This window comes from Allobosea sp. GW821-FHT12C12 (assembly GCF_058807355.1).
This window is the reverse complement of sequence record NZ_JBXAQP010000005.1, coordinates 1-22,307: the sequence shown is the minus strand read 5'-3', so window position 1 is coordinate 22,307 and position 22,307 is coordinate 1. Positions and strand designations below refer to the sequence as shown.

At 67.1% G+C, this 22,307-nt stretch carries 27 protein-coding genes and 2 pseudogenes; 11 read left to right on the top strand and 18 right to left on the bottom strand.

Annotation, left to right across the window (positions count from 1 at the left end; genetic code table 11):
- Positions 1-36: 36 nt before the first annotated feature.
- The 4 genes from AC1RRW_RS08560 to rocD form a co-directional block, all read right to left on the bottom strand.
- Positions 37-753, bottom strand: a complete 717-nt coding sequence (locus tag AC1RRW_RS08560; RefSeq protein WP_492900268.1) for an ABC transporter permease — start codon at positions 751-753, stop codon at positions 37-39.
- A complete protein-coding gene (locus AC1RRW_RS08555; RefSeq protein ID WP_492900267.1) occupies positions 750-1,478 on the bottom strand; it encodes an ABC transporter permease in 729 nt (242 codons plus the stop codon). The genes AC1RRW_RS08560 and AC1RRW_RS08555 overlap by 4 nt, the downstream gene beginning before the upstream one ends.
- A gap of 77 nt (positions 1,479-1,555) precedes the next feature.
- Complete coding sequence (locus tag AC1RRW_RS08550) at positions 1,556-2,332, bottom strand: transporter substrate-binding domain-containing protein (RefSeq protein ID WP_492900265.1); 777 nt, start codon at positions 2,330-2,332, stop codon at positions 1,556-1,558.
- A gap of 223 nt (positions 2,333-2,555) precedes the next feature.
- Positions 2,556-3,776: an ornithine--oxo-acid transaminase gene (rocD, locus tag AC1RRW_RS08545; protein WP_492900264.1), complete on the bottom strand. Its 1,221-nt coding sequence runs from the start codon at positions 3,774-3,776 to the stop codon at positions 2,556-2,558.
- A gap of 175 nt (positions 3,777-3,951) precedes the next feature.
- Here rocD and AC1RRW_RS08540 point away from each other — a divergent pair, with 175 nt between their 5' ends.
- Entirely contained in the window at positions 3,952-4,623 is a 672-nt protein-coding gene (locus tag AC1RRW_RS08540) for a spermidine synthase (protein ID WP_492900263.1), read from the top strand.
- Between the two features lie 10 nt (positions 4,624-4,633).
- On the opposite strand, the gene AC1RRW_RS08535 is transcribed toward AC1RRW_RS08540, so the two are convergent.
- On the bottom strand, positions 4,634-5,119 hold the full coding sequence (locus AC1RRW_RS08535) for an Lrp/AsnC family transcriptional regulator (RefSeq protein WP_492900262.1): 486 nt from the start codon (positions 5,117-5,119) through the stop codon (positions 4,634-4,636).
- A complete protein-coding gene (speB, locus tag AC1RRW_RS08530) occupies positions 5,116-6,168 on the bottom strand; it encodes an agmatinase (protein WP_492900261.1) in 1,053 nt (350 codons plus the stop codon). Before speB ends, AC1RRW_RS08535 begins: the two co-directional genes overlap by 4 nt.
- A gap of 331 nt (positions 6,169-6,499) precedes the next feature.
- Here speB and AC1RRW_RS08525 point away from each other — a divergent pair, with 331 nt between their 5' ends.
- The 3 genes from AC1RRW_RS08525 to AC1RRW_RS08515 all read left to right on the top strand — a co-directional run bounded on the left by AC1RRW_RS08525 (position 6,500) and on the right by AC1RRW_RS08515 (position 9,527).
- Complete coding sequence (locus AC1RRW_RS08525) at positions 6,500-7,585, top strand: TRAP transporter substrate-binding protein (protein WP_492900260.1); 1,086 nt, start codon at positions 6,500-6,502, stop codon at positions 7,583-7,585.
- Positions 7,586-7,901: 316 nt separating this feature from the next.
- A complete protein-coding gene (locus AC1RRW_RS08520) occupies positions 7,902-8,996 on the top strand; it encodes a TRAP transporter substrate-binding protein (RefSeq protein ID WP_492900259.1) in 1,095 nt (364 codons plus the stop codon).
- A gap of 138 nt (positions 8,997-9,134) precedes the next feature.
- Entirely contained in the window at positions 9,135-9,527 is a 393-nt protein-coding gene (locus AC1RRW_RS08515) for a hypothetical protein (protein ID WP_492900258.1), read from the top strand.
- Here the strand turns inward: AC1RRW_RS08515 and AC1RRW_RS08510 are convergent.
- From AC1RRW_RS08510 to AC1RRW_RS08490, 5 genes are all read right to left on the bottom strand, one after another.
- A complete protein-coding gene (locus AC1RRW_RS08510; RefSeq protein ID WP_492900257.1) occupies positions 9,518-10,156 on the bottom strand; it encodes a uracil-DNA glycosylase family protein in 639 nt (212 codons plus the stop codon). The two genes, AC1RRW_RS08515 and AC1RRW_RS08510, sit on opposite strands and share 10 nt — an antisense overlap.
- Positions 10,153-10,626 (bottom strand): hypothetical protein, encoded by a 474-nt coding sequence (locus AC1RRW_RS08505; protein WP_492900256.1) that lies wholly within the window; start codon positions 10,624-10,626, stop codon positions 10,153-10,155. The genes AC1RRW_RS08510 and AC1RRW_RS08505 overlap by 4 nt, the downstream gene beginning before the upstream one ends.
- 8 nt (positions 10,627-10,634) lie before the next feature.
- Positions 10,635-11,102 carry a hypothetical protein gene (locus tag AC1RRW_RS08500; RefSeq protein ID WP_492900255.1) on the bottom strand — a complete coding sequence of 156 codons (468 nt, stop codon included), beginning with the start codon at positions 11,100-11,102 and terminating at the stop codon, positions 10,635-10,637.
- Positions 11,102-11,713: a glutathione S-transferase family protein gene (locus AC1RRW_RS08495; RefSeq protein ID WP_492900254.1), complete on the bottom strand. Its 612-nt coding sequence runs from the start codon at positions 11,711-11,713 to the stop codon at positions 11,102-11,104. The genes AC1RRW_RS08500 and AC1RRW_RS08495 overlap by 1 nt, the downstream gene beginning before the upstream one ends.
- Before the next feature lie 109 nt (positions 11,714-11,822).
- Complete coding sequence (locus AC1RRW_RS08490; protein WP_492900253.1) at positions 11,823-12,296, bottom strand: thermonuclease family protein; 474 nt, start codon at positions 12,294-12,296, stop codon at positions 11,823-11,825.
- A gap of 163 nt (positions 12,297-12,459) precedes the next feature.
- Here AC1RRW_RS08490 and AC1RRW_RS08485 point away from each other — a divergent pair, with 163 nt between their 5' ends.
- A complete protein-coding gene (locus AC1RRW_RS08485; protein ID WP_492900252.1) occupies positions 12,460-13,977 on the top strand; it encodes a sensor histidine kinase in 1,518 nt (505 codons plus the stop codon).
- A 19-nt stretch (positions 13,978-13,996) separates the two neighbouring features.
- On the opposite strand, the gene AC1RRW_RS08480 is transcribed toward AC1RRW_RS08485, so the two are convergent.
- The gene (locus AC1RRW_RS08480) at positions 13,997-14,581 is read right to left on the bottom strand and encodes a TetR/AcrR family transcriptional regulator (RefSeq protein ID WP_492900251.1); all 585 of its coding nucleotides are present in this window, start codon (positions 14,579-14,581) and stop codon (positions 13,997-13,999) included.
- Positions 14,582-14,605: 24 nt separating this feature from the next.
- On the opposite strand from AC1RRW_RS08480, the gene AC1RRW_RS08475 reads away from it, so the two are divergent.
- Entirely contained in the window at positions 14,606-14,998 is a 393-nt protein-coding gene (locus AC1RRW_RS08475) for a hypothetical protein (protein ID WP_492900250.1), read from the top strand.
- Between the two features lie 6 nt (positions 14,999-15,004).
- Here AC1RRW_RS08475 and cobT read toward each other — a convergent pair whose 3' ends face one another.
- Positions 15,005-16,027, bottom strand: coding sequence for a nicotinate-nucleotide--dimethylbenzimidazole phosphoribosyltransferase (cobT, locus tag AC1RRW_RS08470; RefSeq protein WP_492900249.1), 1,023 nt, complete (start codon positions 16,025-16,027; stop codon positions 15,005-15,007).
- A gap of 65 nt (positions 16,028-16,092) precedes the next feature.
- Here cobT and cobS point away from each other — a divergent pair, with 65 nt between their 5' ends.
- Both cobS and AC1RRW_RS08460 read left to right on the top strand, forming a co-directional pair.
- Positions 16,093-16,971 (top strand): adenosylcobinamide-GDP ribazoletransferase, encoded by an 879-nt coding sequence (gene cobS, locus AC1RRW_RS08465; protein WP_492900248.1) that lies wholly within the window; start codon positions 16,093-16,095, stop codon positions 16,969-16,971.
- Positions 16,968-17,141, top strand: a complete 174-nt coding sequence (locus AC1RRW_RS08460) for a DUF1289 domain-containing protein (RefSeq protein ID WP_492900247.1) — start codon at positions 16,968-16,970, stop codon at positions 17,139-17,141. Before cobS ends, AC1RRW_RS08460 begins: the two co-directional genes overlap by 4 nt.
- On the opposite strand, the gene AC1RRW_RS08455 is transcribed toward AC1RRW_RS08460, so the two are convergent.
- Positions 17,138-17,971: a sulfite exporter TauE/SafE family protein gene (locus tag AC1RRW_RS08455; protein WP_492900246.1), complete on the bottom strand. Its 834-nt coding sequence runs from the start codon at positions 17,969-17,971 to the stop codon at positions 17,138-17,140. The two genes, AC1RRW_RS08460 and AC1RRW_RS08455, sit on opposite strands and share 4 nt — an antisense overlap.
- Positions 17,972-18,296: 325 nt before the next feature.
- Here AC1RRW_RS08455 and AC1RRW_RS08450 point away from each other — a divergent pair, with 325 nt between their 5' ends.
- Positions 18,297-19,523, top strand: coding sequence for an SMP-30/gluconolactonase/LRE family protein (locus tag AC1RRW_RS08450; protein WP_492900244.1), 1,227 nt, complete (start codon positions 18,297-18,299; stop codon positions 19,521-19,523).
- 43 nt (positions 19,524-19,566) lie between these two features.
- On the opposite strand, the pseudogene AC1RRW_RS08445 reads toward AC1RRW_RS08450, so the two are convergent.
- From AC1RRW_RS08445 to dusA, 3 genes and pseudogenes are all read right to left on the bottom strand, one after another.
- A pseudogene (locus AC1RRW_RS08445) lies at positions 19,567-19,782 on the bottom strand (DUF1428 domain-containing protein); the annotation flags it as partial.
- Positions 19,783-19,894: 112 nt separating this feature from the next.
- Positions 19,895-20,347, bottom strand: coding sequence for a PaaI family thioesterase (locus AC1RRW_RS08440; RefSeq protein WP_492900243.1), 453 nt, complete (start codon positions 20,345-20,347; stop codon positions 19,895-19,897).
- 9 nt (positions 20,348-20,356) lie between these two features.
- On the bottom strand, positions 20,357-21,358 hold the full coding sequence (dusA, locus tag AC1RRW_RS08435) for a tRNA dihydrouridine(20/20a) synthase DusA (protein WP_492900241.1): 1,002 nt from the start codon (positions 21,356-21,358) through the stop codon (positions 20,357-20,359).
- A 112-nt stretch (positions 21,359-21,470) separates the two neighbouring features.
- Between dusA and AC1RRW_RS08430 the strand changes: the two genes are divergently transcribed.
- Positions 21,471-21,614, top strand: coding sequence for a hypothetical protein (locus AC1RRW_RS08430; protein WP_492900240.1), 144 nt, complete (start codon positions 21,471-21,473; stop codon positions 21,612-21,614).
- Positions 21,615-21,645: 31 nt separating this feature from the next.
- Positions 21,646-21,897: a hypothetical protein gene (locus AC1RRW_RS08425; RefSeq protein WP_492900239.1), complete on the top strand. Its 252-nt coding sequence runs from the start codon at positions 21,646-21,648 to the stop codon at positions 21,895-21,897.
- 323 nt (positions 21,898-22,220) lie between these two features.
- On the opposite strand, the pseudogene AC1RRW_RS08420 reads toward AC1RRW_RS08425, so the two are convergent.
- A pseudogene (locus tag AC1RRW_RS08420) lies at positions 22,221-22,307 on the bottom strand (amino acid ABC transporter ATP-binding protein); the annotation flags it as partial.

Here is a 22,307-nt window from a genome sequence, read left to right as displayed (position 1 = left end):
AGCCTAATCTAGGCCCGGCGCGGCCGCTGTCCAACCTCAGCGCAGCGCCATATGCCGCGTCAGCCTGAGCTCGAACCTGTCCCAGACGCGCCGGATGATCTCGACCAGCACGAGGTAGATCAGCGCGGCATAGATGTAGATCGACAGGTCGAAGGAGCGCGAGAAGGCGAGCTTGGTCGCGCCCATCAGGTCGTAGATCGTCACCAGCGAGGCGATGGCGCTGACCTTGATCATCACGATCAGCTCGTTGCCGAGCGGGCGCAGGCCGAGGATCATCGCCTGCGGCATGATGACGTGGCGCAGGCTCGCCCAGCGGTGCAGGCCGAGCGCCAGCGCGCCCTCGAACTGCCCGCGCGGGATCGACTGGATCGCGCCGCGCAGGATCTCGGCCTGATAGGCGGCGGTGTTGATGGTGAAGGTGAAGACCGCGCAATAGAACGGCTCGCGGAAGAACCACCACAGCCCGACATCCTGCCAGAACAGGCGGAACTGGCCGAAACCGTAATAGACCAGGAAGAGCTGGCAGAGCAGCGGCGTGCCGCGGAAGAAGGTGGTGTAGCCGTTGATCGAGACTTGCGCCCAGCGCGGCCCGTAGAGCCGCGCGATGGCGAGGCCGACGGCGAGCACGAAGCCGAGCGAGGACGAGATCGCGACCAACTCGATGGTGATCCAGAGGCCGCTGGCCATCCGGCAGCCATAGTTCTGGAAGACCTCGCTGCCGACGAGATAGCCGGGATACTCGCACCAGTTCATCGCGTCGCGCCCCCGAATGCGGCGATGCCGCGATTGGTGCGCGCCTCGAGCTTGCCGATGCCCCAGGCCGAGGCCAGCGAGAAGGCGAAATAGATCAGCATCGCCGCGCCGAAGAACAGGAACGGCTCCTTGGTCGCGACATTGGCCCGGGTGGTGATGAACATGATGTCCTGCAGGGTGATGACCGAGACCAGCGAGGTCTCCTTCAGCAGCACCATCCAGTTGTTGCCCAGTCCCGGCAGCGCAACGCGGATCAGTTGCGGGAAGACGACGAGGCGAAAGGCCTGGGCCTTGGACAGGCCGAGCGCCGCGGCCGCCTCGCGCTGGCCCTTCTGGATCGAGTTCAGCGCGCCGACCCAGACCTCGCTGGAAAAGGCCGAGAGCACGACGCCGAGCGCGACCATGCCGGCCACGAAGGGCGGCATCGAGAAGGCGCCGGGCAGTCCGAGCGTCTGCCATAGCTCCTGCAGCAGGATCTGGATGCCGAAATAGATGATGTAGAGCGTCAGCAACTCGGGCACGCCGCGGAAAACCGTGGTGTAGACGGTGGCGAGCCAGCGCAGGACCGCGTTTTCCGAGCGCTTGCCGAGCGCGACGACGAGCCCGAGCAAGAGCCCGAACGGCAACGTCGCCAGCGCGATCGAGATGGTGACGAAGGCGCCCTGAAGCAGCAGCGGCCCCCAGCCGCCGGGTCCGAAGCCGAGCAGTGCGAACTTGTCGAGCATGAGGCTCCCGGGCGGGCCGTATCCAAAGAAGCCCGCCGGCGCGGACGCCGGCGGGCCGACAGATCAATCCTGTCGCCTCACATGATGGCGATCTTGAACCACTTGTCCTGGATCTTCTTGTGAGAGCCGTCGGCGAGCGACTCGGCGATGGCCTTGTCCCACATCGCCTTCAGCTCGGCGTCGCCCTTGCGCACCGCGCCGCCGACGCCGGGTCCATGGATCGCCGGATCGCGCGGAATCTCGCCGGCCTGCTTGCAGCAGTCCTTGCCCTTGCCGTCGAGGAAGTCCTGCAGCGCCAGCGAATCCGCGACGATGTAGTCGAGGCGGCCGTTGAGCAGGTCGAGATTGGCCTCCTCCTGCGTCGGATAGAGCCTAATATTGGCGTCCTTGTAGTATTTCTCGAGAAAGTTGGCGTGGATGGTCGCGCCCTGCGTGCCGACGGCCTTGCCCTTGGCCAGCGCCGGCGTGAGCGGCCCGGCCGTCGTCTTGGCGCTGATCGCCCAGATCGGGGTCTTGGTGTAGATCGCGGTGAAATCGACGCGCTTCTTGCGCTCGTCGGTCGCGTTCATGCCGGCGATGATGATGTCGTATTTGTTGGCGAGCAGCGCCGGGATGATGCCGTCCCAGTCCTGCACCACCCAGGTGCATTTCACCTTCATCTTCTCGCAGATCATGTTGGCGTAGTCGATCTCGAAGCCTTCCAGCTCCTTCTTGGCGTTGAGGTTGTTGAAGGGCGGATAGGCCCCCTCGGTGCCGATCCGGATCTCCTTCCACTCCTTGGCCTGGGCCAGGGCGCCGGTCGCGCCGACGACCGTCAGAGCGGCCGCGGCGAGAAAACGAACGAAACCTTTCATGGTGCCTCCCTCAAGGTTCGACCGGGCGGGCGTTTCGAATTCCCGCTGCCGGCTTGTGCTTGCAGATTGGGCGAGGATGCGCCCTGCCCGCAAGTGGGGCGATGCAGCTTTTTCAAGCGGCCGCGCTCAAAGAACCGGCAAGAGAGAAAGGCCGATTACTGATGTTTTTCAGTGTATTGACCGCTCGACGCCCACGGCGCGCAGCACCGGCCGCCGCGTCATGTCAGGCTGCGACGGCTTCCGACGACGCGCCGGCCTTGCGGAAAACCGCCCCGCAGCGGGCCAGGCCCCAGTCGAGTTCGGCGCGGCTGATCGTCAGGGGCGGGGCGAAGCGGATGACCGTCTCATGGGTTTCCTTGGTCAGCACGCCGGCATCGGCAAGCTGCGCCACCAGCGCCCTGGCCGAAGCGACGTCCGGGTCGATCTCGACGCCGACCCACAGGCCGAGGCCCCGGACATCGCGCGCAAGCCCTCGCGTCATCGCCGCCAGACGCACCCTGAGATAGGCGCCCTGCCCGGCCGAGCGCGCGACCAGCCCCTCCTCCTCGATCACGGTCAGCGCCTCCAGCCCGATCGCGGCGGCGAGCGCGTTGCCCCCGAAAGTCGAGCCATGCGAGCCCGGCCCGAAGACCTGCATCACCGCCCGCGAGGACAGGAAGGCCGAGACCGGATAGACCCCGCCGCCGAGCGCCTTGCCGACGATCAGCCCGTCGGGACGCACGCCTTCGTGCTGATGCGCGAACCAGGCCCCCGTGCGGCCGAGGCCCGACTGGACCTCGTCGAGGATGAGCAGGACGTTGCGGGCGTCGCAGAGTTCGCGCAGGCGCGTGAGATAGCCCGCCGGCGGCAGGACGATGCCGGCCTCGCCCTGGATCGGCTCGATCAGGATCGCGGCGGTGTCGGGCGTGATCGCCGCCGCGGCCGCATCCGCATTTCCGAACGGGACGCGGTCGAAGCCCGGCGCGAAGGGACCGAAGCCGTCGCGATAGCTATCGTCCGAGGAGAAGCCGACGATGGTCGTGGTGCGGCCGTGGAAATTGCCGTCGGCGACGATGATACGGGCCCTGCCCTCGGCAATGCCCTTGACCTGATGGCCCCAGCGCCTTGCCGCCTTGATCGCGGTCTCGACGGCTTCCGCGCCGGTGTTCATCGGCAGCGCCATCTCCTGGCCGGAGACCGCGCAGAGCTTCGCCAGGAACGGTCCGAGCGGCTCGGTGTGGAAGGCGCGGCTGGTCACGGCGAGTCGCGCCGCCTGTTCCGAGAGCGCCTTCAGGATGCGGGGGTGGCCATGCCCGAGGCTGACGGCGGAATAGCCGCTCATCATGTCGAGCCGCCTGACGCCGGCGATGTCGGTGAGCCAGACGCCCTCGCCATGGCTCAGCATGATCGGCAGCGGCGCGTAGTTCCGCGCACAGACCTCGTTTTCGCGGACGATGGCGTTCATGGCGTCTCTCCCTCGCTCGCGACGAGGATAGCCGGGCGTCCACGGCCGGATGCGCTGACCTGGGGGCGAAACGGCAGCCGAATCTGTCGTTCAGGCAACAGATTCGGCGCGGGCGGCTTGCTCCTCGCCGTCGTCACGCATAGGCCAGCCTGCCATTCGCGGACGAGCGCCGGACATGATTCCTTGGGAAACCCTCGACAGCGCGCCCTTGCCCGGCGGCGGCGAACTGCGCCTGAAGCGCCGCGGAGCGGAGTTCTCGATCATGCTCGGGGCCAACGAGTTGATGAGCAGCCGCCTGAGCGGCTCGGAGGAAGCGCTCGCCAGCCTCGCCGCCGCGCGGCTGGCCGAACGAACAAACCCTCGCATCCTGATCGGCGGGCTCGGCATGGGGTTTACGTTGCGGGCGGCGCTCCTGGCGTTCGGCGCGGACGCGCGGATCGAGGTCGCCGAACTCGTGCCGCAGGTCGTGACCTGGGCGCGCGGGCCGATGGCCGCCCTTTTCGCCGGTTGTCTCGACGATGCCCGCGTGAGCCTGGCGGTGGCGGATGTCGGCGCGCCGATCGCCGCCGCGCCGTCGCGCTACGACGCAATCCTGCTCGATGTCGACAACGGCCCGGACGGGCTGACGGTGGCGGAGAACGACGCGCTCTACGGCGACGCCGGACTGGCGACGGCACGCGCGGCCCTGACGCCGGGCGGCATCCTCGCCGTCTGGTCGCAGGGACCGGATCGCGGTTTCACGCAAAGGCTGAAGCGCGCGGGGTTCGCCGTCGAGGAGGCGGTCGTGCGGGCTGGTCGCAACCGCCGCGGCAAGCGACATGTGATCTGGCTGGCGACGCGACCCTGATTATGCCCGCTCACCCCTCCCCGAGCGGATACCCACCGAATTCCTTCAACGCCTTGAGCGCGAACGTCGTCGCGATCTTCGCCACGCCGAGCTGCGCATCCGCCAGCCAGGCTCCCGTCAGCTCCTCGTAATCCGCCAGCGAGCCCGCGACAATGCGGGCGAGGTAGTCCGCGTCGCCGCTGACGACCTGCAGCTCGACGACATCGGGACAGGCCTTCAGCACCTTCTCGACCCGCTCGCGCCGGCCGACGGAATGGTCGCGCAGCGAAATCGAGGCGAAGGCGACGACGGCGTGGCCGGCGAGTTCGGGCGCGAGTCGGGCGCTGTAACCCTGGATCAGGCCGGACGCCTCGAGCTTGCGCACGCGCTCGAGGCAGGGCCGCGCCGAGAGGCCGACCCGCTCCGACAGCGCCTGGTTGGTGATGCGCCCCTCCTCGCGCAGGATCGCGACGATCCTGCGGTCGACGGCGTCGAGCTCGACGGCTTTCCGCGTCACGGCCGGCCTTGTCCACGCGCGCGGGCCTCGACGATGAGGCAGAGTTCCGTGAACAGCACCTGAGCCGCGCATTGGGCGGTGTTGGAGGTCGCGTCATATTGCGGCGCGACCTCGACGACATCGGCGGCGACGATGTTGGCGCCCTTGAGCCCGCGCAGGATGGCCAGCGCCTCGCGCGGCGTCAGGCCGCCGACCTCGGGCGTGCCGGTGCCGGGCGCGAAGGCCGGATCGAGCGAATCGACGTCGAAGGAGACGTAGGTCGGGCCGTCCCCGATGACCGCGAGCGCCTTCGCGATCACCGCGTCGAGGCCGAGATCGTCGACCTCGTTGGCGTGGATCACCGTCATGCCGCTCTCATGGGAGAACTCCCAGAGATATTCGGCCCCGCCCCTGATGCCGATCTGGATGACACGCCGCGGATCGAGCACGCCGTCGAGCACCGCCTGACGGAACGGGCCGCCATGGTGGAACTTCGAGCCCTCATAGGGGCCGGACGTATCGCAATGGGCGTCGATATGGACCATGCCGACGGGCCGCTTCTCGCCGAGCGCGCGCATGATCGGATAGGTGATCGAATGATCGCCGCCGACCGCCAGCGGCGAGACGCCGGCCGCGACGATGGTCCTGAACGTCGCCTCGATGTCCTCGTGGCAGCTTTCCAGCGAATAGCGCGAGCGGAAAGGCACGTCGCCGATGTCGGCGGCCTCGAGCATGCCGAACGGCGCGGTGCCCAGCACATGGTCCATCGGCCCGATGCGCTCGACGGCGCGGACCGCGCGCGGCCCGAGCCGCGTGCCGGCGCGGTTGGTGACGCCGAGATCCATCGGCAGGCCGATGATCGCGACATCGAGGCCGCCGAGATCAGGCAGCGTCAGGGCATCGGGGCGATAAGGCGCGCTGATGAAGGTCGCGACGTCGGCGAAGGGCCATTTGCGCTTGTCGCCCTTGAACTGGCCGGCGGCGACCTTGGCGAAGCGCGGATCGTGGATATCGGCCCCGCTCGCGCCGGCATAGCGCGCGCGGAGTTCTGCCAGCTTGTCCCTGTCCATGGCGCGCTCTTTCGTCTCAGTCTGGCGGAATCGGCACGCGGAGGTTGCCCACGCGGAGGAAGCGTTTCATCTGCCTCGCGCGCAGCCGTGCCATGTTCCACGCGCAATTGTCGAGCCTGTAGAACTGGTTGACGGTCGTCGCATGTTTAGGGAGATGTGCGCAAAATCCATGCAAGTATACTATCCTCTCCGGCTCGCCATTGCACCAAAGAACAACGCATGCCGACCTTGAAGATCGCTGCGATCCGCAGCCAAGGTCCTGAAACATCGTCCAGCGGGACCAAACCCGTCTGTGCGTCGTTTTGCTGAAAATTCCAAGGAGAGAACCCTTATGAAGCGTCGTCAGTTCATCCAGACCGCCGCGATCGGCGCGGCCGCAGCCACGGTCGCAGCCCCGGCGGTCGCGCAGGCCAACCCCGAGATCAAGTGGCGCCTGGCGTCGAGCTTTCCGAAATCGCTCGACACGATCTTCGGCGGCGCCGAGGTCATGGCCAGGATGGTCTCCGAGCTGACCGAGGGCAAGTTCCAGATCCAGATCTTCGCGGCCGGAGAGATCGTGCCCGGCCTGCAGGCGGCGGACGCGGTGACCAACGGCACGATCGAGATGTGCCACACCGTGTCCTACTATTACGTCGGCAAGGATCCGACCTTCGCGATCCCGTCTTCCGTGCCGTTCGGTCTGAACGCCCGCCAGCAGAACGCCTGGCTGTTCCAGAACGGCGGCAACGACCTGTTCAACGAATTCTACAAGAAGTTCAACATCTACGGCCTGCCCTGCGGCAACACCGGCGCCCAGATGGGCGGCTGGTTCCGCAAGGAGATCAAGACGGTCGCCGATATCCAGGGGCTGAAGATGCGCATCGGCGGCATCGCCGGCCAGGTGCTGCAGAAGCTCGGCCTCGTGCCGCAGCAGATCGCCGGCGGCGACATCTATCCGGCGCTCGAGAAGGGCACGATCGACGGCGCGGAATGGGTCGGCCCCTATGACGACGAGAAACTCGGCTTCTCGAAGGTCGCGCCGTTCTACTACTATCCGGGCTTCTGGGAGGGCGGGCCTTGCGTCCACGCCTTCGTCAACCTGGAAAAGTGGAACTCGCTGCCCAAGCTCTATCAAGCGGCCCTGACCGCCGCATGCACCTACGCCAACACCCAGATGCAGGCGAAGTACGACGTGCAGAACCCGGCCGCGCTGAAGCGGCTCGTCGGCGCCGGCACGCAGCTTCGCCCCTTCCCGCAGGACGTGATGGAAGCCTGCCTCAAGGCCTCGAACGAACTCTATGCCGAAATCTCGGCCAAGAACGCCGATTTCAAGAAGGCGATCGATGCCATGACCGCCTTCCGCTCCGACCAGTATCTCTGGTGGCAGGTCGCCGAACTGACCTTCGACGTTTTCCAGGTGCGCTCGCGGGCGCGCTGAGGCCCTCTCCTTCGCGGGCGAACCCGTCCGTCATCCTGAAAGCCCGGCCCGAGCCGGGCTTTTTTGTTGGGCTACCCGCCGTTGCGGCGTGGAAGGCGCGCATCATCCCATCACTGACGACCGCATAAAATATGGCCTGCCCTGCCGCCAGATCAGGGCGTTGCGCGCAGTGGTGGCGGTTTGTCGCGAATCCATGCGATGAGCGCATGCATACCATGCTTTTTCGCTTGCACTTGCGATCAGACCTGCTTTGCTGCGCCGAAGCGACGGCGGCTGGAACCGGCGCGCGCCAGTCTTTGAGGGAGGACACACCACGATGAAGCGTCGTCAATTTCTGAAGGTGGCCGGCGCCGGCGCCGCGGCGGGGGCGATCGCCAGCCCCGCGATCGCGCAATCCGCGCCGGAGGTGAAGTGGCGCCTGACCTCCTCCTTCCCCAAATCGCTCGACACGCTCTTCGGCGGCTCCGAGGTGATGGCGAAAGCGGTGTCCGAGGCGACGGACGGCAAGTTCCAGATCCAGGTCTTCGCGGCCGGCGAGATCGTTCCGGGCCTGCAGGCGGCCGACGCCGTGACCAACGGCACCGTCGAGATGTGCCACACCGCGTCCTATTACTATGTCGGCAAGGATCCGACCTTCGCCTTCGGCACCGCGGTGCCCTTCGGCCTGAATGCGCGCCAGCAGAACGCGTGGTTCAACTATGGCGGCGGCAACGAACTGCTGAACGAATTCTACAAGAAATTCAACATCTATGCGATCCCGACAGGCAACACGAACTGCCAGATGGGCGGCTGGTTCCGCAAGGAAATCAAGACCGTCGCCGACCTCCAGGGCGTCAAGATGCGCATCGGCGGCTTCGCCGGGCAGGTCGTCAGCAAGCTCGGCATCGTGCCGCAACAGATCGCCGGCGGCGACATCTACCCGGCGCTGGAGAAGGGCACCGTCGACGCGGCCGAATGGGTCGGCCCCTATGACGACGAGAAGCTCGGCTTCAACAAGGTCGCGCCGTATTACTACTATCCCGGCTGGTGGGAGGGATCCGCCGGATTGCATTCGTTCATCAATATCGCCAAATGGGAAGCGCTGCCCAAGACCTACAAGTCGATCTTGACGACCGCCTGCCACATGTCGACCGTCGACATGATGTCGAAATACGACGCCCGCAACCCGGCCGCCCTGAAGCGCCTGGTCGGCGCGGGCGCGCAGCTTCGCCCGTTCTCGCAGGAAATCATGGAGGCCTGTCTGAAGGCGTCCAAGGAGGTCTATGCCGAGACCAACGCCAAGAACGCAGATTTCAAGAAGATCTACGATTCGATGGCGGCGTTCCGTAATGACGAATATCTCTGGTTCCAGATCGCCGAATACTCCTACGACAATTTCATGATCCGCGCGCGCGCGGGCAATCAGCTCTGAAGAGGGCGACCGGCCGGCTTTCCGGCCCAACTCGAAGCCTGTCGAACCCCGGCCGGAAGGCCGGGGTATTTCGTCTTGGCGCGTTGGTGCGACGGGACGACCATGGCGTTGCCGCATTCGCGGCACTATGGTGCGATCATGCGGATCCGTCCTGCCCTTCTTGTCGTCTCTTTCGCCATCGGCGTCGCGCCGGCGCTCGCCCAGTCGATCGGCGAACCGCTGCCGGGGCGCGGCCAGCCCCGCGCCGAGAAGCCGCGTCCGGCGCCGACCGATCGAGCGGCCCGGCCGTGCCCCGAATACGGGCCCGGTTTCATCAGGGTCGAAGGGTCCTCGCTGTGCGTTCGAGCCGGCGGCTCGGTGCAGGTCGAGTTCGGCAAGAGCGGTTCTCGCGGCGGTTACGGCTCCGGCGCGGGCGGCCGGCTCTATCTGGAAAGCAGGGGCGAAACGGGGGTGGGAAGCGTCCGCACCGTCATCAGCACGCAGGGGCGGATCGACCGCAATCTCGATTCCGGCAACTGGCCCTATCGCTGAACCCGGCCCATGAGCCGGGCGACTTCCGCCCGCAGAGCCGGCACGAGTTCGGCTTCGAACCAGGGGTGTTGCTTCAGCCAGGCGTTGTTGCGCCAGGACGGGTGCGGCAGCGGCAGGATGCGCGGACGGCGCGGCGCGGCCAGAACCGCCCGCCAATCCGCGACGCTGTCCGAAAGCCTCGCGCCAGGCCCGAGATGCCAGGCCTGCGCGTACATCCCGATGGCCAGCACGAGTTCGAGCGCGGGAAGCGCGGCGAAAACCGGCTCGCGCCAGATCGGCGCGCATTCGCGGCGCGGCGGCAGGTCGCCGCCCTTGGCGTCGAGGCCGGGAAAGCAGTGGCCCATCGGCACGATCGCGACCTTCGAGGCGTCGTAGAAGGCATCCTCGTCGAGGCCGAGCCAGTGCCGCAGCCTGATGCCCGACGGATCGAAGAACGGCAGCCCGATCGCATGCGCCCTCGTCCCCGGCGCCTGGCTCGCGATGCACAGGCGCGCCGTCGCGGCCGCCTGGACGATCGGCTTCGGCTGGTGCGGCAGGGCGGGCGGGAAACGCGGCGCATCCCGGCAGACGCGGCAGGCGCGCAACGCGGCCAGCACATCGTCGATCCCGCCGCAGGCTGGCGACGTCACCGTCCGGCCCCCGCCAGCGAAGGCGACATCCGCCGCTGCGACATCAGCCCGTCGCAGGTCCATTGGGCCGCGCTCGGCGAGAAGCCGCGCGGATCGCCGGGCTCGATCGCGGCGAGGCCGTTGATCTGACCGCCCGGCCGGCGCTTGATCACGATCAGCGCGCCGCTGCGTTCGATGTCGAAGCAATAGGTCCGGCGGCGCTCGGGCGGTCCGTAATAATAGCAGACGCCGTCGGGGACGACGGTCCAGCACGCATCCGTGTTCGGGACATCGCGGTTGTGGCCGCTGACACGGCCGTCGCGATGATGGAACTCGCTGAAGGGCAGGTTGCCGTTGGCGTAGCGGCCGGTGACGGTGTTCTCCTCGAAGGCCTGGCGGATCTGTTCGCCGCTCAGGCGCTCCGCCGCGCCCGCCGACGGAACGGCAGCCATGACGAGCGCGAGGCAGGCGAGGAGCAAGCGGATCGGCATCCTCGGCCTCACCGCCCCGCCAGGCGCCGCGGCGACATGGCGGGTGCGGGCGCCTTCGAGATCAGCCCATCGCAATACCAGGGCGCGCCGCCGTCGGAATGCCGGCGCGGATTGCCCGGCTCGACCGTCGCCAGCGCGTTGATCTGGCCGTTGGAGGCGTTGCGCAGGACATAGAGCCGGTCCGAAAGCTCGACCGTGAAGCAATGCACCGTGCGGTCGGTCTGCGGACCGTAATAGTAGCAGACCTCGTCCTCCCTGATGATCCAGCAGGCATCCGTATTGGGCTGCCAGCCGTTATGGCCGAGCGCCTGACCGTTGTTGGCGTGATATTCGGTGAAGAAGCCGCCATTGGTGTAGCGCCCGCTGACGGTGTTGCCGTCGAAGGCGCGCCTGATCGCCTCGCCGTTCAGCCGCTCGGCGGCGACGGCAGGCGCGACCGTCAGCACCAGCGCCAGCAGGGCAAAGGCGGGCCGCATCACGCCTTCCAGCTCGGCCGGGCCGCGAGGTCGGCATGCCAGCGCCTGATCTGGACGAAATCCTCCGGCAGCGGAATGCGCGATGGCTTCATGAAGTCGATCGCGATGCCGGCGGTGATGTCGGCCACTGTCAGCGCCTCGCCGCAGACGAAACGGTTTCCGGCGAGCTGGAGTTCGAGGATCCAGAGATGGTCGTCGATCAGCTCGCGATTGGCCTCGGCCCATTCCGGCACCTGGTCTTCCAGCTCGGCCATCGAGGGATGTCCATGCCGGAACACCGCCGCGACGCTGGAGAACAGGCCAAGCTCGACGCGGCGGTTCCACATCTCGACCAGCGCCTGCGTCCTGGCGTCATGCCCGAACAGGCGCGGCTCGGGATGCAGGCCCTCGAGATAGCGGCAGATCGCGATGGTCTCGGCCAGCGCCGTGCCGTCGTCGAGCTCCAGCACCGGCAGACGCCGCAGCGGATTGATCCGCGTGAAGGCCTCGGTCCTGTGCTCCTTGCGCGCGATGTCGATCGGCACGATCTCCGGCAGCGCGATGCCCTTCTCGGCGAAGAAGATCCGTACCCGGCGCGGATTGGGCGCCCGCCCGCCATCATAGAGCTTCATCGCATCCTCTCGGCATCAGCCACTGAGCCGACCATGCCGGCAAGGGCGCGGTCAACCATGTCCGGGCCTTCGTGATGGTTGTATGGCGGCGATGCAAGGAGCCGGCGATCTAACGTCCCTGCCCGCGCCGCCAGGTTTCGGGCCGCTCGAAACCAAGCGCCCAGAGCCCGCGCCCGGCCGCCTTCGCCTCGGCCTCCTCCGCGCGATAGCCGCCATAGGCGACCGCGTGACCCTGGCGCACCAGCGTCGCGTTGATGTCGATGTCGCCTCTGCGGCAGCGAGCGAGGCCACGACCGTAGCGGTCGACCTTGCCGATCTCGCAGGTGACGGGGCCGCTGGCCAGCAGATCGGCCAGAGCGCGCCGCGCGACCACGCCACAGGCGACGTTGACGCCCGATCTGGCGGTGCAGCCCTGGCGGTATTCCGGCGCGTCGAGTCCCTCCAGCCTGAGCTCCTCTCCGTTCAGCCTGAGCGAATCGCCGTCGATCGCCTGCGCCACGCCGCTCAGCTCGCGCGCGGGTCCGAGCCGATACTGCAGGGCGGCGCCGGCGATCGCGAGAAGCCCGATGATGCCGAGCGCCACGACAAGATCGACCGGACGACCGACGCGCCGCCAGCCGAAAGGCCCAAACCGTGAACGACCGAATCCGAAGCGCGCCATCAGGAAGAGCTTAACGATTTGCCGACCATGATGGCGAGCCGGTCGTGCGAGGTGCGCCGCCAGCTCAGGAGTTGCGTGCTACGCCATGGCGGAGGTGACGGCCGAACAGGTGCAGCGCGGGCGCGGGCCGGACCCGTCCGCGCTGGCGCGCCGCAAGCTCGTCACGCGCGAGGTCAAATCCGCGCGCGAACGGCTGACCTCCTCGACCGGGCTGGAGCGCGCCTTCGACTACGAATTGCTCCGCCTGTTCGCGCAGTACCGGATGAACGGCTCGGTCGGCACGCTGGTGCTGGCCTTCGGCGTCGCGGCCGCGGCCCTGCTCTGGGTGCCGGCCTACGCGGTCACGCCCTGGCTCGGCACGGTGGTTCTGAGCTCCATGATCATCATCATCCTCGGTCGCCGCTTCCTGGCGCAGGCGACCGGTGAGGTCGGGATCAAGGTGTGGCGGCGGCTGTTCACCCTGGCCGAGACTTTCCACGGCCTGTCGTGGTCGCTGATCCTGCTGCTCTTCGCGGACGGCGAGGCGCCGGGCGCGAAAGTCTTCGTGACGACGACGCTGCTGATCGTCGGCGCCCTGACGGTGATGCTCGCGGCCTCGATCCCGGCCGCGGTCTATGCCGGGCTGATCCCGATGACGGTCGGCATCACGGCCTTCTTCTGGGGCCGGACCGACATCGACAGCGTCACCATGGCGCTGATGGCGGCGGCCGCGCAGCTGCTCTTCATCTTCCTCGCCAACCGGCTTTATTCGAGTTCCGTATCGACCATCGAGTTCCGTGCCGAGAAGGACGCGCTGATCGCGGAACTCGAGACCGCGACGGCCAATTCCGACGAGGCCCGGAGGAAGGCGGAGGAGGCCAACCTCGCCAAATCGCGCTTCCTGGCGACGATGAGCCACGAGCTGCGCACGCCGCTCAACGCCATCCTCGGCTTCTCGGAGGTGATGAAGAACGAGGTCTTCGGCGGGCACGCCAACGCGGCCTACAAGGAATACTCATCCGACATCCATGGCTCCGGCCAGCATCTGCTCAACCTGATCAACGAGATCCTCGACCTCTCGCGGATCGAGGCCGGCAAGTACGAACTCAACGAGGAGGCGCTGTCGCTCGCCGGCATCGTGGACGATTGCAGCCACATGCTGAACCTGCGCGCCCGCGCCAAGGGCCAGACCATCCGCGAGGCGATCGAGCCCGAGCTGCCGAAGATCTGGGCCGACGAGCGCGCGATCCGGCAGGTCGTGCTGAACATCCTCTCCAATGCGATCAAGTTCACCCCGCAAGGCGGGGACATCTCGATCAAGGTCGGCTGGACCGCCAATGGCGGCCAGTATGTCTCGATCACCGATACCGGACCGGGCATCCCCGAGGACGAAATCCCGATCGTTCTGCAGACCTTCGGGCGCGGCTCGCTGGCGATCAAGACGGCCGAACAGGGCTCGGGCCTCGGCCTGCCGATCGTCAAGGGGCTGATCGACCTGCACAATGGCGGCTTCCACCTGAAGTCGAAGCCGCGCGCGGGGACCGAAGTCACCGTGACGCTGCCGGCCGAGCGGGTGATGGACACGCTCGCCGCCGTGCCGCAGCCGGAAGAGCGGGCGGCCTGAGGGCGGCCCGTTCAGGCCGTCAGCTTTCGAACAATCCGCCGATATCATCCAAATCCGCGGCCGCGATCGATGCGTGGCGGGGCTCCATGACGGTCGCCTGGCCGAGATAGGCCCAGTACATGAACGCCGCGCGGGACGAGGCCCGGCCGGGCTCGACCCCCGCCGCGACCAGCAAGCCCGCGATATAGTCGACCCTGCGGGCATCGACCGATGCGACGATCGTTGCGACAACAGCGCTGCTCGCGGCCCAGCTCCGGATCGCGCGATCCAGGTTGCGCGTCCCGCGGAAAGCCCGGCGCAGCAGGCGGTTCAGGCGCTCCGGCCCGGCGTTCCCGGCCTCGAGCTCGCGAATGACCTGCTCGGTCGCATGCTCCTGCCAGCTCTTCAGGATCTGCGCCTCGAAGTCGGCGATATCGGCGAAATGCCAGTAGAAGCTGCCGCGCGACACGTTCAGCTTCGCCGCCATCGGGCTGACCTTCAACGCGTTCGGCCCCTCGCCGGCCAGCGTCCGCAGGCCGTGCTTTATCCAGTCGGACTTCGTCAGGCGATCGGTCATGACGAGACCATACATATGTGTATTGACTCTGGCCAGCCGGCGCGCCATCTTTCCATGCAGAGGTGTATGGTCATGAACTGGCAAAATACTGCATTGGCTTTGGCGGGCGTCATCGGTAGCGGCGTCGCGATCGTGCACGGCGTCCTGGTGCAAAGGCTCATGGTCGCTCCCTTCGAGGCCATCGCCGTGGCGGACGGGCGGATGAGCGCCGCCATCAGGCGGCTGACGCCGCTGCTGCTGCATTTCAGCACCGTGGCGTGGTTTCTCGGCGGCCTGGCCCTGATCGCCGCGGCCAACTGGTTCGGACGGGACGCACGCTTCACGACCGGCCTGCTCGTCGGCGGCCTCTATCTCTATGGCGCGCTCGGCAATCTCTGGGGCACGCGCGGCCTTCATCCCGGCTGGATGCTGATGGCGGTCGCGCTGGCGCTGATCGCGTTCGGACTGAAGCCGTCAGCCGGCTGATCGGGTTTACGAGTCTTTCCCCGCCACGCCTGCCTGCGCGAATGTCGCCATGCCGTTGTGCATCGCGGCTGCCGCCTTGACCAGGCTCGCGGCCAGCGCCGCGCCCGTGCCCTCGCCCAGCCGCATGTCGAGCGCCAGCAGCGGCTGCTTGCCCAGCCGCGCCAGGACCTGCGCATGCGCGCCCTCGGCCGAGAGATGGCCGGCGAGACAGTGGTCCAGCGCGGACGGCTCCAACGCGTGCAGGACCGCGGCGGCCGCGCAGACGACGTAGCCGTCCAGGATGACGGGAATGCGCTGCAGCCGGGCGGCGAGGATCGCGCCGCAGATCGCCGCCGTCTCGCGTCCGCCGAAGCGGCGCAGCACCTCGAGCGGGTCGCCGAGATGGTTGGCGTGAAGCGCAAGCCCGGCCTCGACGGCTGCGACCTTGCGCGCGAGGCCGGCATCGTCGACGCCGGTGCCTCGGCCGCACCACAGCACCGGCTCGCCGCCATAGAGCGCGGCATAGATCGCCGCCGCCGAGGTGGTGTTGCCGATGCCCATCTCGCCGAGGCAGAGCAGGTCGGCGCCGCCGGCGAGCGCCTCCATGCCGAAGGCCATGGTGGCGACGCAGGCGCGCTCGTCGAGCGCGTCCTCTCGGGTGAAGTCTCCCGTCGGCAGGTCGAGCGCGAGATCGAAGACCTTGAAGCCCAGATCGAAGGCCGCGCAGATCTGGTTGATCGCCGCGCCGCCAGCGGCGAAGTTCTCCAGCATCTGGCGCGTCACCGCCTGCGGAAAGGCCGAGACGCCCTGCGCCGCGACGCCGTGATTGCCGGCGAAGACGCAGACGAGCGGCCGGTCGACGCGCGGGCTTGGCCGACCCTGCCAGGCGGCGAGCCATTCGGCGATCTCCTCCATGCGGCCGAGGCTGCCGGCCGGCTTGGTGAGCTGCCCGTCGCGGGCGCGCACGGCGTTGGCGGCGGCCATGTCGGGGCCGGGCATCCGCGCGAGCAGGCCGCGAATGTCGTCGAAGGGAAGGCCTGGGGCGGGCATGAATGTCTCTTTGTCTGATAGATCATAGCAGGCGGCCGAGGTGCTGCTATAGGCTCGGGATCGCGATGACAATTGAGCATGCAGGCCAGTCAGACGTCCTGGCGCAGCAGGACAACAGCATAAGCCCTACGCCGCCGGTCTGGCCCGGCTGGCTCGTGGCGACGGCGACATGCATTCGCTTTTATTCGCGTCTGCCAATGCCGCGCATGCCGGGCGAGGGCGACCCGCATGCCGCGCCCGATTTTCGGCTCATCCCGCGTGCGTTGCCTCTAGCTGCCCTGATCATCGCGATACCGGCCACGCTCGTTCTGTTCGGGGCAGGAACGGCAAAGCTGGGCGGCCTGCTGTCGGCCGCGCTCGCCATCGCGACCCTGACGATCACGACCGGCGCGCTCCACGAGGATGGGCTTGCAGATAGCGCGGACGGCCTGTTCGGCGGCGGCACGATCGAGCGAAGACTCGAGATCATGAAAGACAGCCGGATCGGCAGCTATGGCGCGAGCGCGCTCGCCCTTTCGATCTTGCTGCGCGTGGCGGCTCTCGCAGCTGTCGTGGACCGGGCCGGCCCCGAAGCGGCGTCCGGGGTGTTCTGGATCGCCGCCGTTTTATCCCGCCTGTCGGGTGTGAGTCTGCTGTCGGCGTTGCCGCCCGCGCGCGCCGGAGGTGCATCGGCTATGGTTGGACGTCCTTCCGAAGCCACGGTTGCAAATTGTGCGGGGCTAGGGATAGCGTTGACGGCGGCGATAGGAATGGTGCTTGCACTGCCGTTCTGGGGATGGAATGCGGCGCTGATCCTGTCTCTTTTGAGCGGCTGGCTGGTTCAAAGAACTTGCCGACGGCTGCTCGGCGGCCAGACCGGGGACGTTGCAGGCGCAACACAGCAACTGGACGAGTTGGCCGTCTATCTCAGTTTTGCGCTTGCGTTCAGCTTGAGATGGACATGAGCGTGGTATCCAGCCCCTGCGTAAATATCTGCTTGATCGATCCGGCCAGCAGGCGCTGCGAGGGTTGCGGCCGGACGCTGGCCGAGATCGCGCAGTGGGCTCGCATGAGCGAGAGCGAGCGGCTGGCGGTGATGGCGAAGTTGGCGGAGCGGCTGAAGGCGCTGCGCTAGCCGACCAGCGACCAGACGAACCGCCCGGCCACCACCAGCAGGAACAGGCCGAACGCCACCTCCAGCCGGCGCTTGGAGAGCCGGTGCGCCAGTCTCGCGCCGATCGGGGCGGTCCAGATCGAGGTCGGGATGAACAGCAGGAAGCCGATCAGCGAGACATAGCCGAGGGAGAGCGGCGGCAGGATCGCCATCCTGGGCCAGCCGGCATAGATGAAGCCGAGCGCGCCGGGGATCGAGATCAGCACGCCGAGACCCGACGAGGTCGCGACCGCCTGGTGGATCGGCCGACCGTAGAAGGTCATGAACAGGCTGGAGAGCTGGCCGCCGCCGATGCCCATCAGCGCCGAGAGCACGCCAATGACCGTGCCGTAGAGGCTCATCAGCACCTTGCCGGGCATCTCGGTCCCGAACTGCCAGCGGTCGGAGGCGAAAAGCAGGCGCAGGGCGCTGGCGACCGCGACGACGACGAAGACGATCTTGAACAGGTCCGGCGGGGCGAAACGCGCGATATAGCTCCCAAGCACCACGCCGACCACGACCGGCACGGCCCAGATCTTCAGGATGTCGAGATCGACGAGGCCCCTGGCGCGATGGGCGTTGAAGGAGCGGATCGAGGTCGGGATGATGATGGCGAGCGAGGTGCCGACGCAAAGCGGCATCCTCACCTCCTCCGGCACGCCGATGACGCGGAAGATCTCGTAAAGGATCGGCACGATGACCGCGCCCCCGCCGACGCCGAAGAGCCCCGCCAGGATGCCGGTGAAGGCGCCTGCGACCACGAGCGAACCAGCCAGGAAGGCGAGATCGCCCATGGGAATTGCGGCAAACATGAAATCCGGGGGTCCGATTGCGGCGCGAGCGCCCGCTTTGGGCGATTTCGCATGCCGCGGCAAGCTGTCGGCAGCAGATCGGCCATGCCGAAAAACTGCTGTTCCGGAAAGCAAAAGCCGGACCGCGCCGAACATTCATGCATGCTCTGATTGCAATGCCGACCTTCCGCGACAGAGACTCGACCGGCGCGCGCGCCGCTGCTGATCTGCCAGCCCTGCGTCAGGACGACGCGGCAACCCGAAAACGGCGCGGAGCGACGACAGCGAGAGACCATAGCCCATCGGATTTAAATCGTTTCAATGAGGAAAATCGAGGGAGGTCACCATGACAGGAAATGTAAAGGATCGAGGCGAGACGGGTGCGCTTTCGCGCCGGACACTGATCGGCGCGACCGGCATCGGCGCGCTCGCCGCCGCGGCGGGGCCCGTGCTGGCGCAGACCGCGGCCGCACCGGCCGGGCCGCCGAGCACGATCACGATCCCGCCGCGCGATTTCAGCCGGCGCGGCGCGCCCACGACCTATTTCTGGGATCCCGACATCCTGACGCTCGATCCGGCCTTCGGCGGGCTGGCGCAGCCCAACGCCTCGATCGAGCGGCTCTGGACCGGCGGGCTCTGGTGCGAGGGGCCGGCCTGGAACGCGCAGGGGCAGTATCTCGTCTGGAGCGACATCCCGCGCAACCGGCAGATGCGCTGGCTCGAGGATGACGGCCGCGTCAGCGTGTTCCGCAGCCCGTCCGGCAACAGCAACGGCAACAGCTTCGATTTCCAGGGCCGGCAGCTCTCCTGCGAGCACCTCAACCGGCGCGTCGTGCGCTACGAGCTCGACGGCTCGGCGACCGTGCTGGCGGATGCCTTCGAGGGCAGGAAGCTGAATTCGCCCAACGACATCGTCGCTCATCCCGACGGCAGCTACTGGTTCACCGACCCACCCTATGGCGGACAGCTCTACGAGGGCGCGCCGGATGTGGCCGGCGGCCCGAGCAACGCCAACGGCAAGATCAACCCCAGGCTAGGCCAGCCGCCCGGCATCGGCTTCGCCCGGCGCGAACTGCCGACGAACTGCTACCGGCTCGACCCAGGCGGGCGCCTCGACCTCGTCGTCACCGAGGCGCAGGTGCCCGATCCGAACGGCTTGTGTTTCTCGCCCGATTTCAAGAAGCTCTACGTCGCCTCGACCGGCAAGGGGCCGGGCGACACAGGGCCCGGCGGCAAGGGCGACATCCACGTCTTCGACGTCGGCACCGACAACAAGCTCTCGAACCAGAAGCTGTTCTCCGACTGCATGGTCGACGGCGTCAAATGCGGGCCGGACGGGCTGCGCTGCGATGTCGAGGGCAATCTCTGGGCGTCCAGCAATGCCGGCCGCTCGGTCGGCTACAGCGGCGTGCTGTGCTTCAACCCGGCCGGCAAGCTGATCGGCCGGATCAGGCTGCCGGAGGTCTGCGGCAATGTCTGCTTCGGCGGACCGAAGCGAAACCGCCTGTTCATGGCGGCGAGCCAGTCGCTCTACGCGGTCTATCTCGGCACCCAGGGCGCGGCTCCGGGCTGAACCGACAGGCCCCGGAGCCGGGCTCCGGGGCCTCGCCTCGCGCTCAGGCGTCGAGCATCGGCTGGAAGCCGCCATGGATCAGGCGCTTCCCGTCGAAGGGCATCTCGCGCCCATCTCATTCATGCGCGGATCGCTCATCATCTTCTTATTGGCCGTGTCGGCGACGGCCTTGTCGGGAAATTCGAGCCAGGAGAAGACGACGACCTCGTCGCTCTTTGCCTGCACCGCGCCCCTTGAAGTCGGTCAGCTTGCCGTCGGGTCCGACAGCGCGGCGAAGGCGAGGTCGAGCTGCGTCTCCTGAAACTTGACCATTGAGTTAGGTGCAGGAGCGCGGCGCGCCGGCGTCAGGAGGCATCGTGCCGGGACTTGAGTCAGTCCGAGACGCCGTCGCGGCCGGCGATGGTCATCAAGGTCGCGCTCAGCACGGCGCAGAGTTCTGGCGCGCCCTTCTTGATCGCGAAGACCTCGGCCGTCGCGAGCGTCAGGGTGCGGCCGGCCTTGACCACCCTGCCCCTGGCCAACAGCGTCTCGCCGGCGGCGGGCGCGAGCAGGTTGATCTTGAACTCGACCGTGAGCACGCCCGCGCCCTCCGGCATCAGGCTGAGCGCGGCATAGCCGGCAGCGGAATCGGCGATCGAGGCGACGACTCCGCCATGGGCGAAGCCATGCTGCTGATGCAGATGGACACCAAGCGGAAGCTCGATCTCGATCTCGCCCGGCGCGATACGCGTCAGCCGCGCGCCGAGCGTGGTCATGAAATTCTGCTTGCCGAAGCTCGTCCCGATGCGGCGGGCGAGCGCGGTCTCGGCCTCGGGCGCGGACATCGGTCGATCCTATTCGGCGGCGAGAACCATGTCGTCATGGCGCGAGACATGCGCCACCGCCGCGCGCAAATCCCCAAGGCCCGCATCCGGTCCAACGCAATGCTCGGCGAGATGGCGGCGGAACAGCCGCGCGCCGCGCCGGCCTGGAAACAGCCCGACGAGATGCCGCGTGAAGGCGTGCAGGCGCCCGCCGCGTTCGAGATGGGCGGCGATCGCGGGCTCCAGCGCCTCCAGCATGGCGAAGGCGTCCGGCAGCGGCGCGGCCTCTCCGAACAGCAGCGGATCGACCTGGAGCAGGATCTCAGGGTTCTGATAGGCCTCGCGGCCGATCATGACGCCGTCGAGCCGATCGAGATGCGACACCCACTCGGCCGGTTCCCTGATGCCGCCATTGATCGCGACCGGCAGGCCGGGATTGGCCGCTTTCAGACGGTAGGCGCGCTCATGGTCGAGCGGCGGAATTTCGCGATTCTCCTTCGGCGAAAGCCCCTGCAGCCAGGCTTTTCGCGCATGCACGATCAGGGCATCGACGCCGGCGGCGCGCACCGCGGCCGTCAGCTCGTCGAGCGCGGCCTCGGCATCCTGATCGTCGACGCCGATGCGGCATTTCACCGTGACGGGGATGGCCACCGCGGCCTTCATCGCCGCCACGCAGTCGCCGACCAGCGCCGGCACGCGCATCAGGCAGGCGCCGAAAGCCCCGCCCTGCACGCGGTCGGACGGGCAGCCGCAGTTCAGGTTGATCTCGGCATAGCCGAAATCCGCGCCGATCCGCGCGGCCTGCGCCAGCAGCGCGGGATCGTTGCCGCCGAGCTGGAGCGCGACCGGCTGCTCGACGGCGTCGAATCCGATCAGCCGCTCGCGATCGCCCCTGATCACGGCCTGCGCCGTGGCCATCTCGGTATAGAGCCGCGCCCGGCGCGACATCAGGCGATGGATGACGCGGCAATGCCGGTCGGTCCAGTCCATCATAGGCGCGACGGAAAATCTAAATTCTTGATATTGCTGCATTTTTGAGTAGTTTCAGATCGTTAGATCGCGTCGTGCGCACTCGGTTTTACGCCACGGCACGCCCCGTTTTCCGGTTTTTCGATGCCTCAGTGCACACGGAGCGCACACGAAATTGGCCACCTTCACTAGACTAAAATCTGGCTCATGGAGAGCCCAGATCCGCCGCAAGGGGCAATACCTCAACGAGACTTTTCTGCGGCGCAAGGACGCCGAGGATTGGGCGCTCGACATGGAGCGCCGCATCGATCGTCAGTGACGGCATTTGTGACTGCATCCGGCACTTGCAGATGGGCTTCCGGCGCGAGCGTCAGTGGATCGATCTCTCGATACACCCCGCCATTGCCGCCGAAGCCGACGACGCCGTTGTTCAGGATTCCGGCGACGTCGCCCTTGATCGTCTGCCGGCGTTCCGCAAGCCTTTCCGCCTGGCTCCCAATGTATTCCCGCCTGTGGGTCAGCCTTTGAACACGACAGTCAACCCACTGGCTGACCCTGCTCTTCATCGTCGAGATGATATAACCATGTCAATCGGCGTATAATCCGTCACTCCCTGCGAAAAATATCCGAAGACGATAGTCTTCATCGATTACTCCGGGAGGCAGAGGCTGAAAATATCGATGATTGAAATAAGCTATCTCCACTTGCGACAGGCCGTCAATTGGGATTCCGGCCTTGGGTCATCGGCATCTCGGATGCATTTTCAGCAGCTGACCGTGACGGATTTTTCATCCGCCAGTCACGGCCGTCGCGCTGAAATCCGTTCGTCCTCGGCGCAATGGCGACGATCCTGCCACGAGCATCGGCCAGACATGGATTTTGGTCGCTCGGCCGCCCCTCGATACGCCGACCGCCAAACTGATGTTCAGTGCAGGATCTGGCTGAGGAAGAGCTTGGTTCGCTCGTGCTGCGGGTTCTTGAAGAACTCGTTCGGCTCGTTCATCTCGACGAT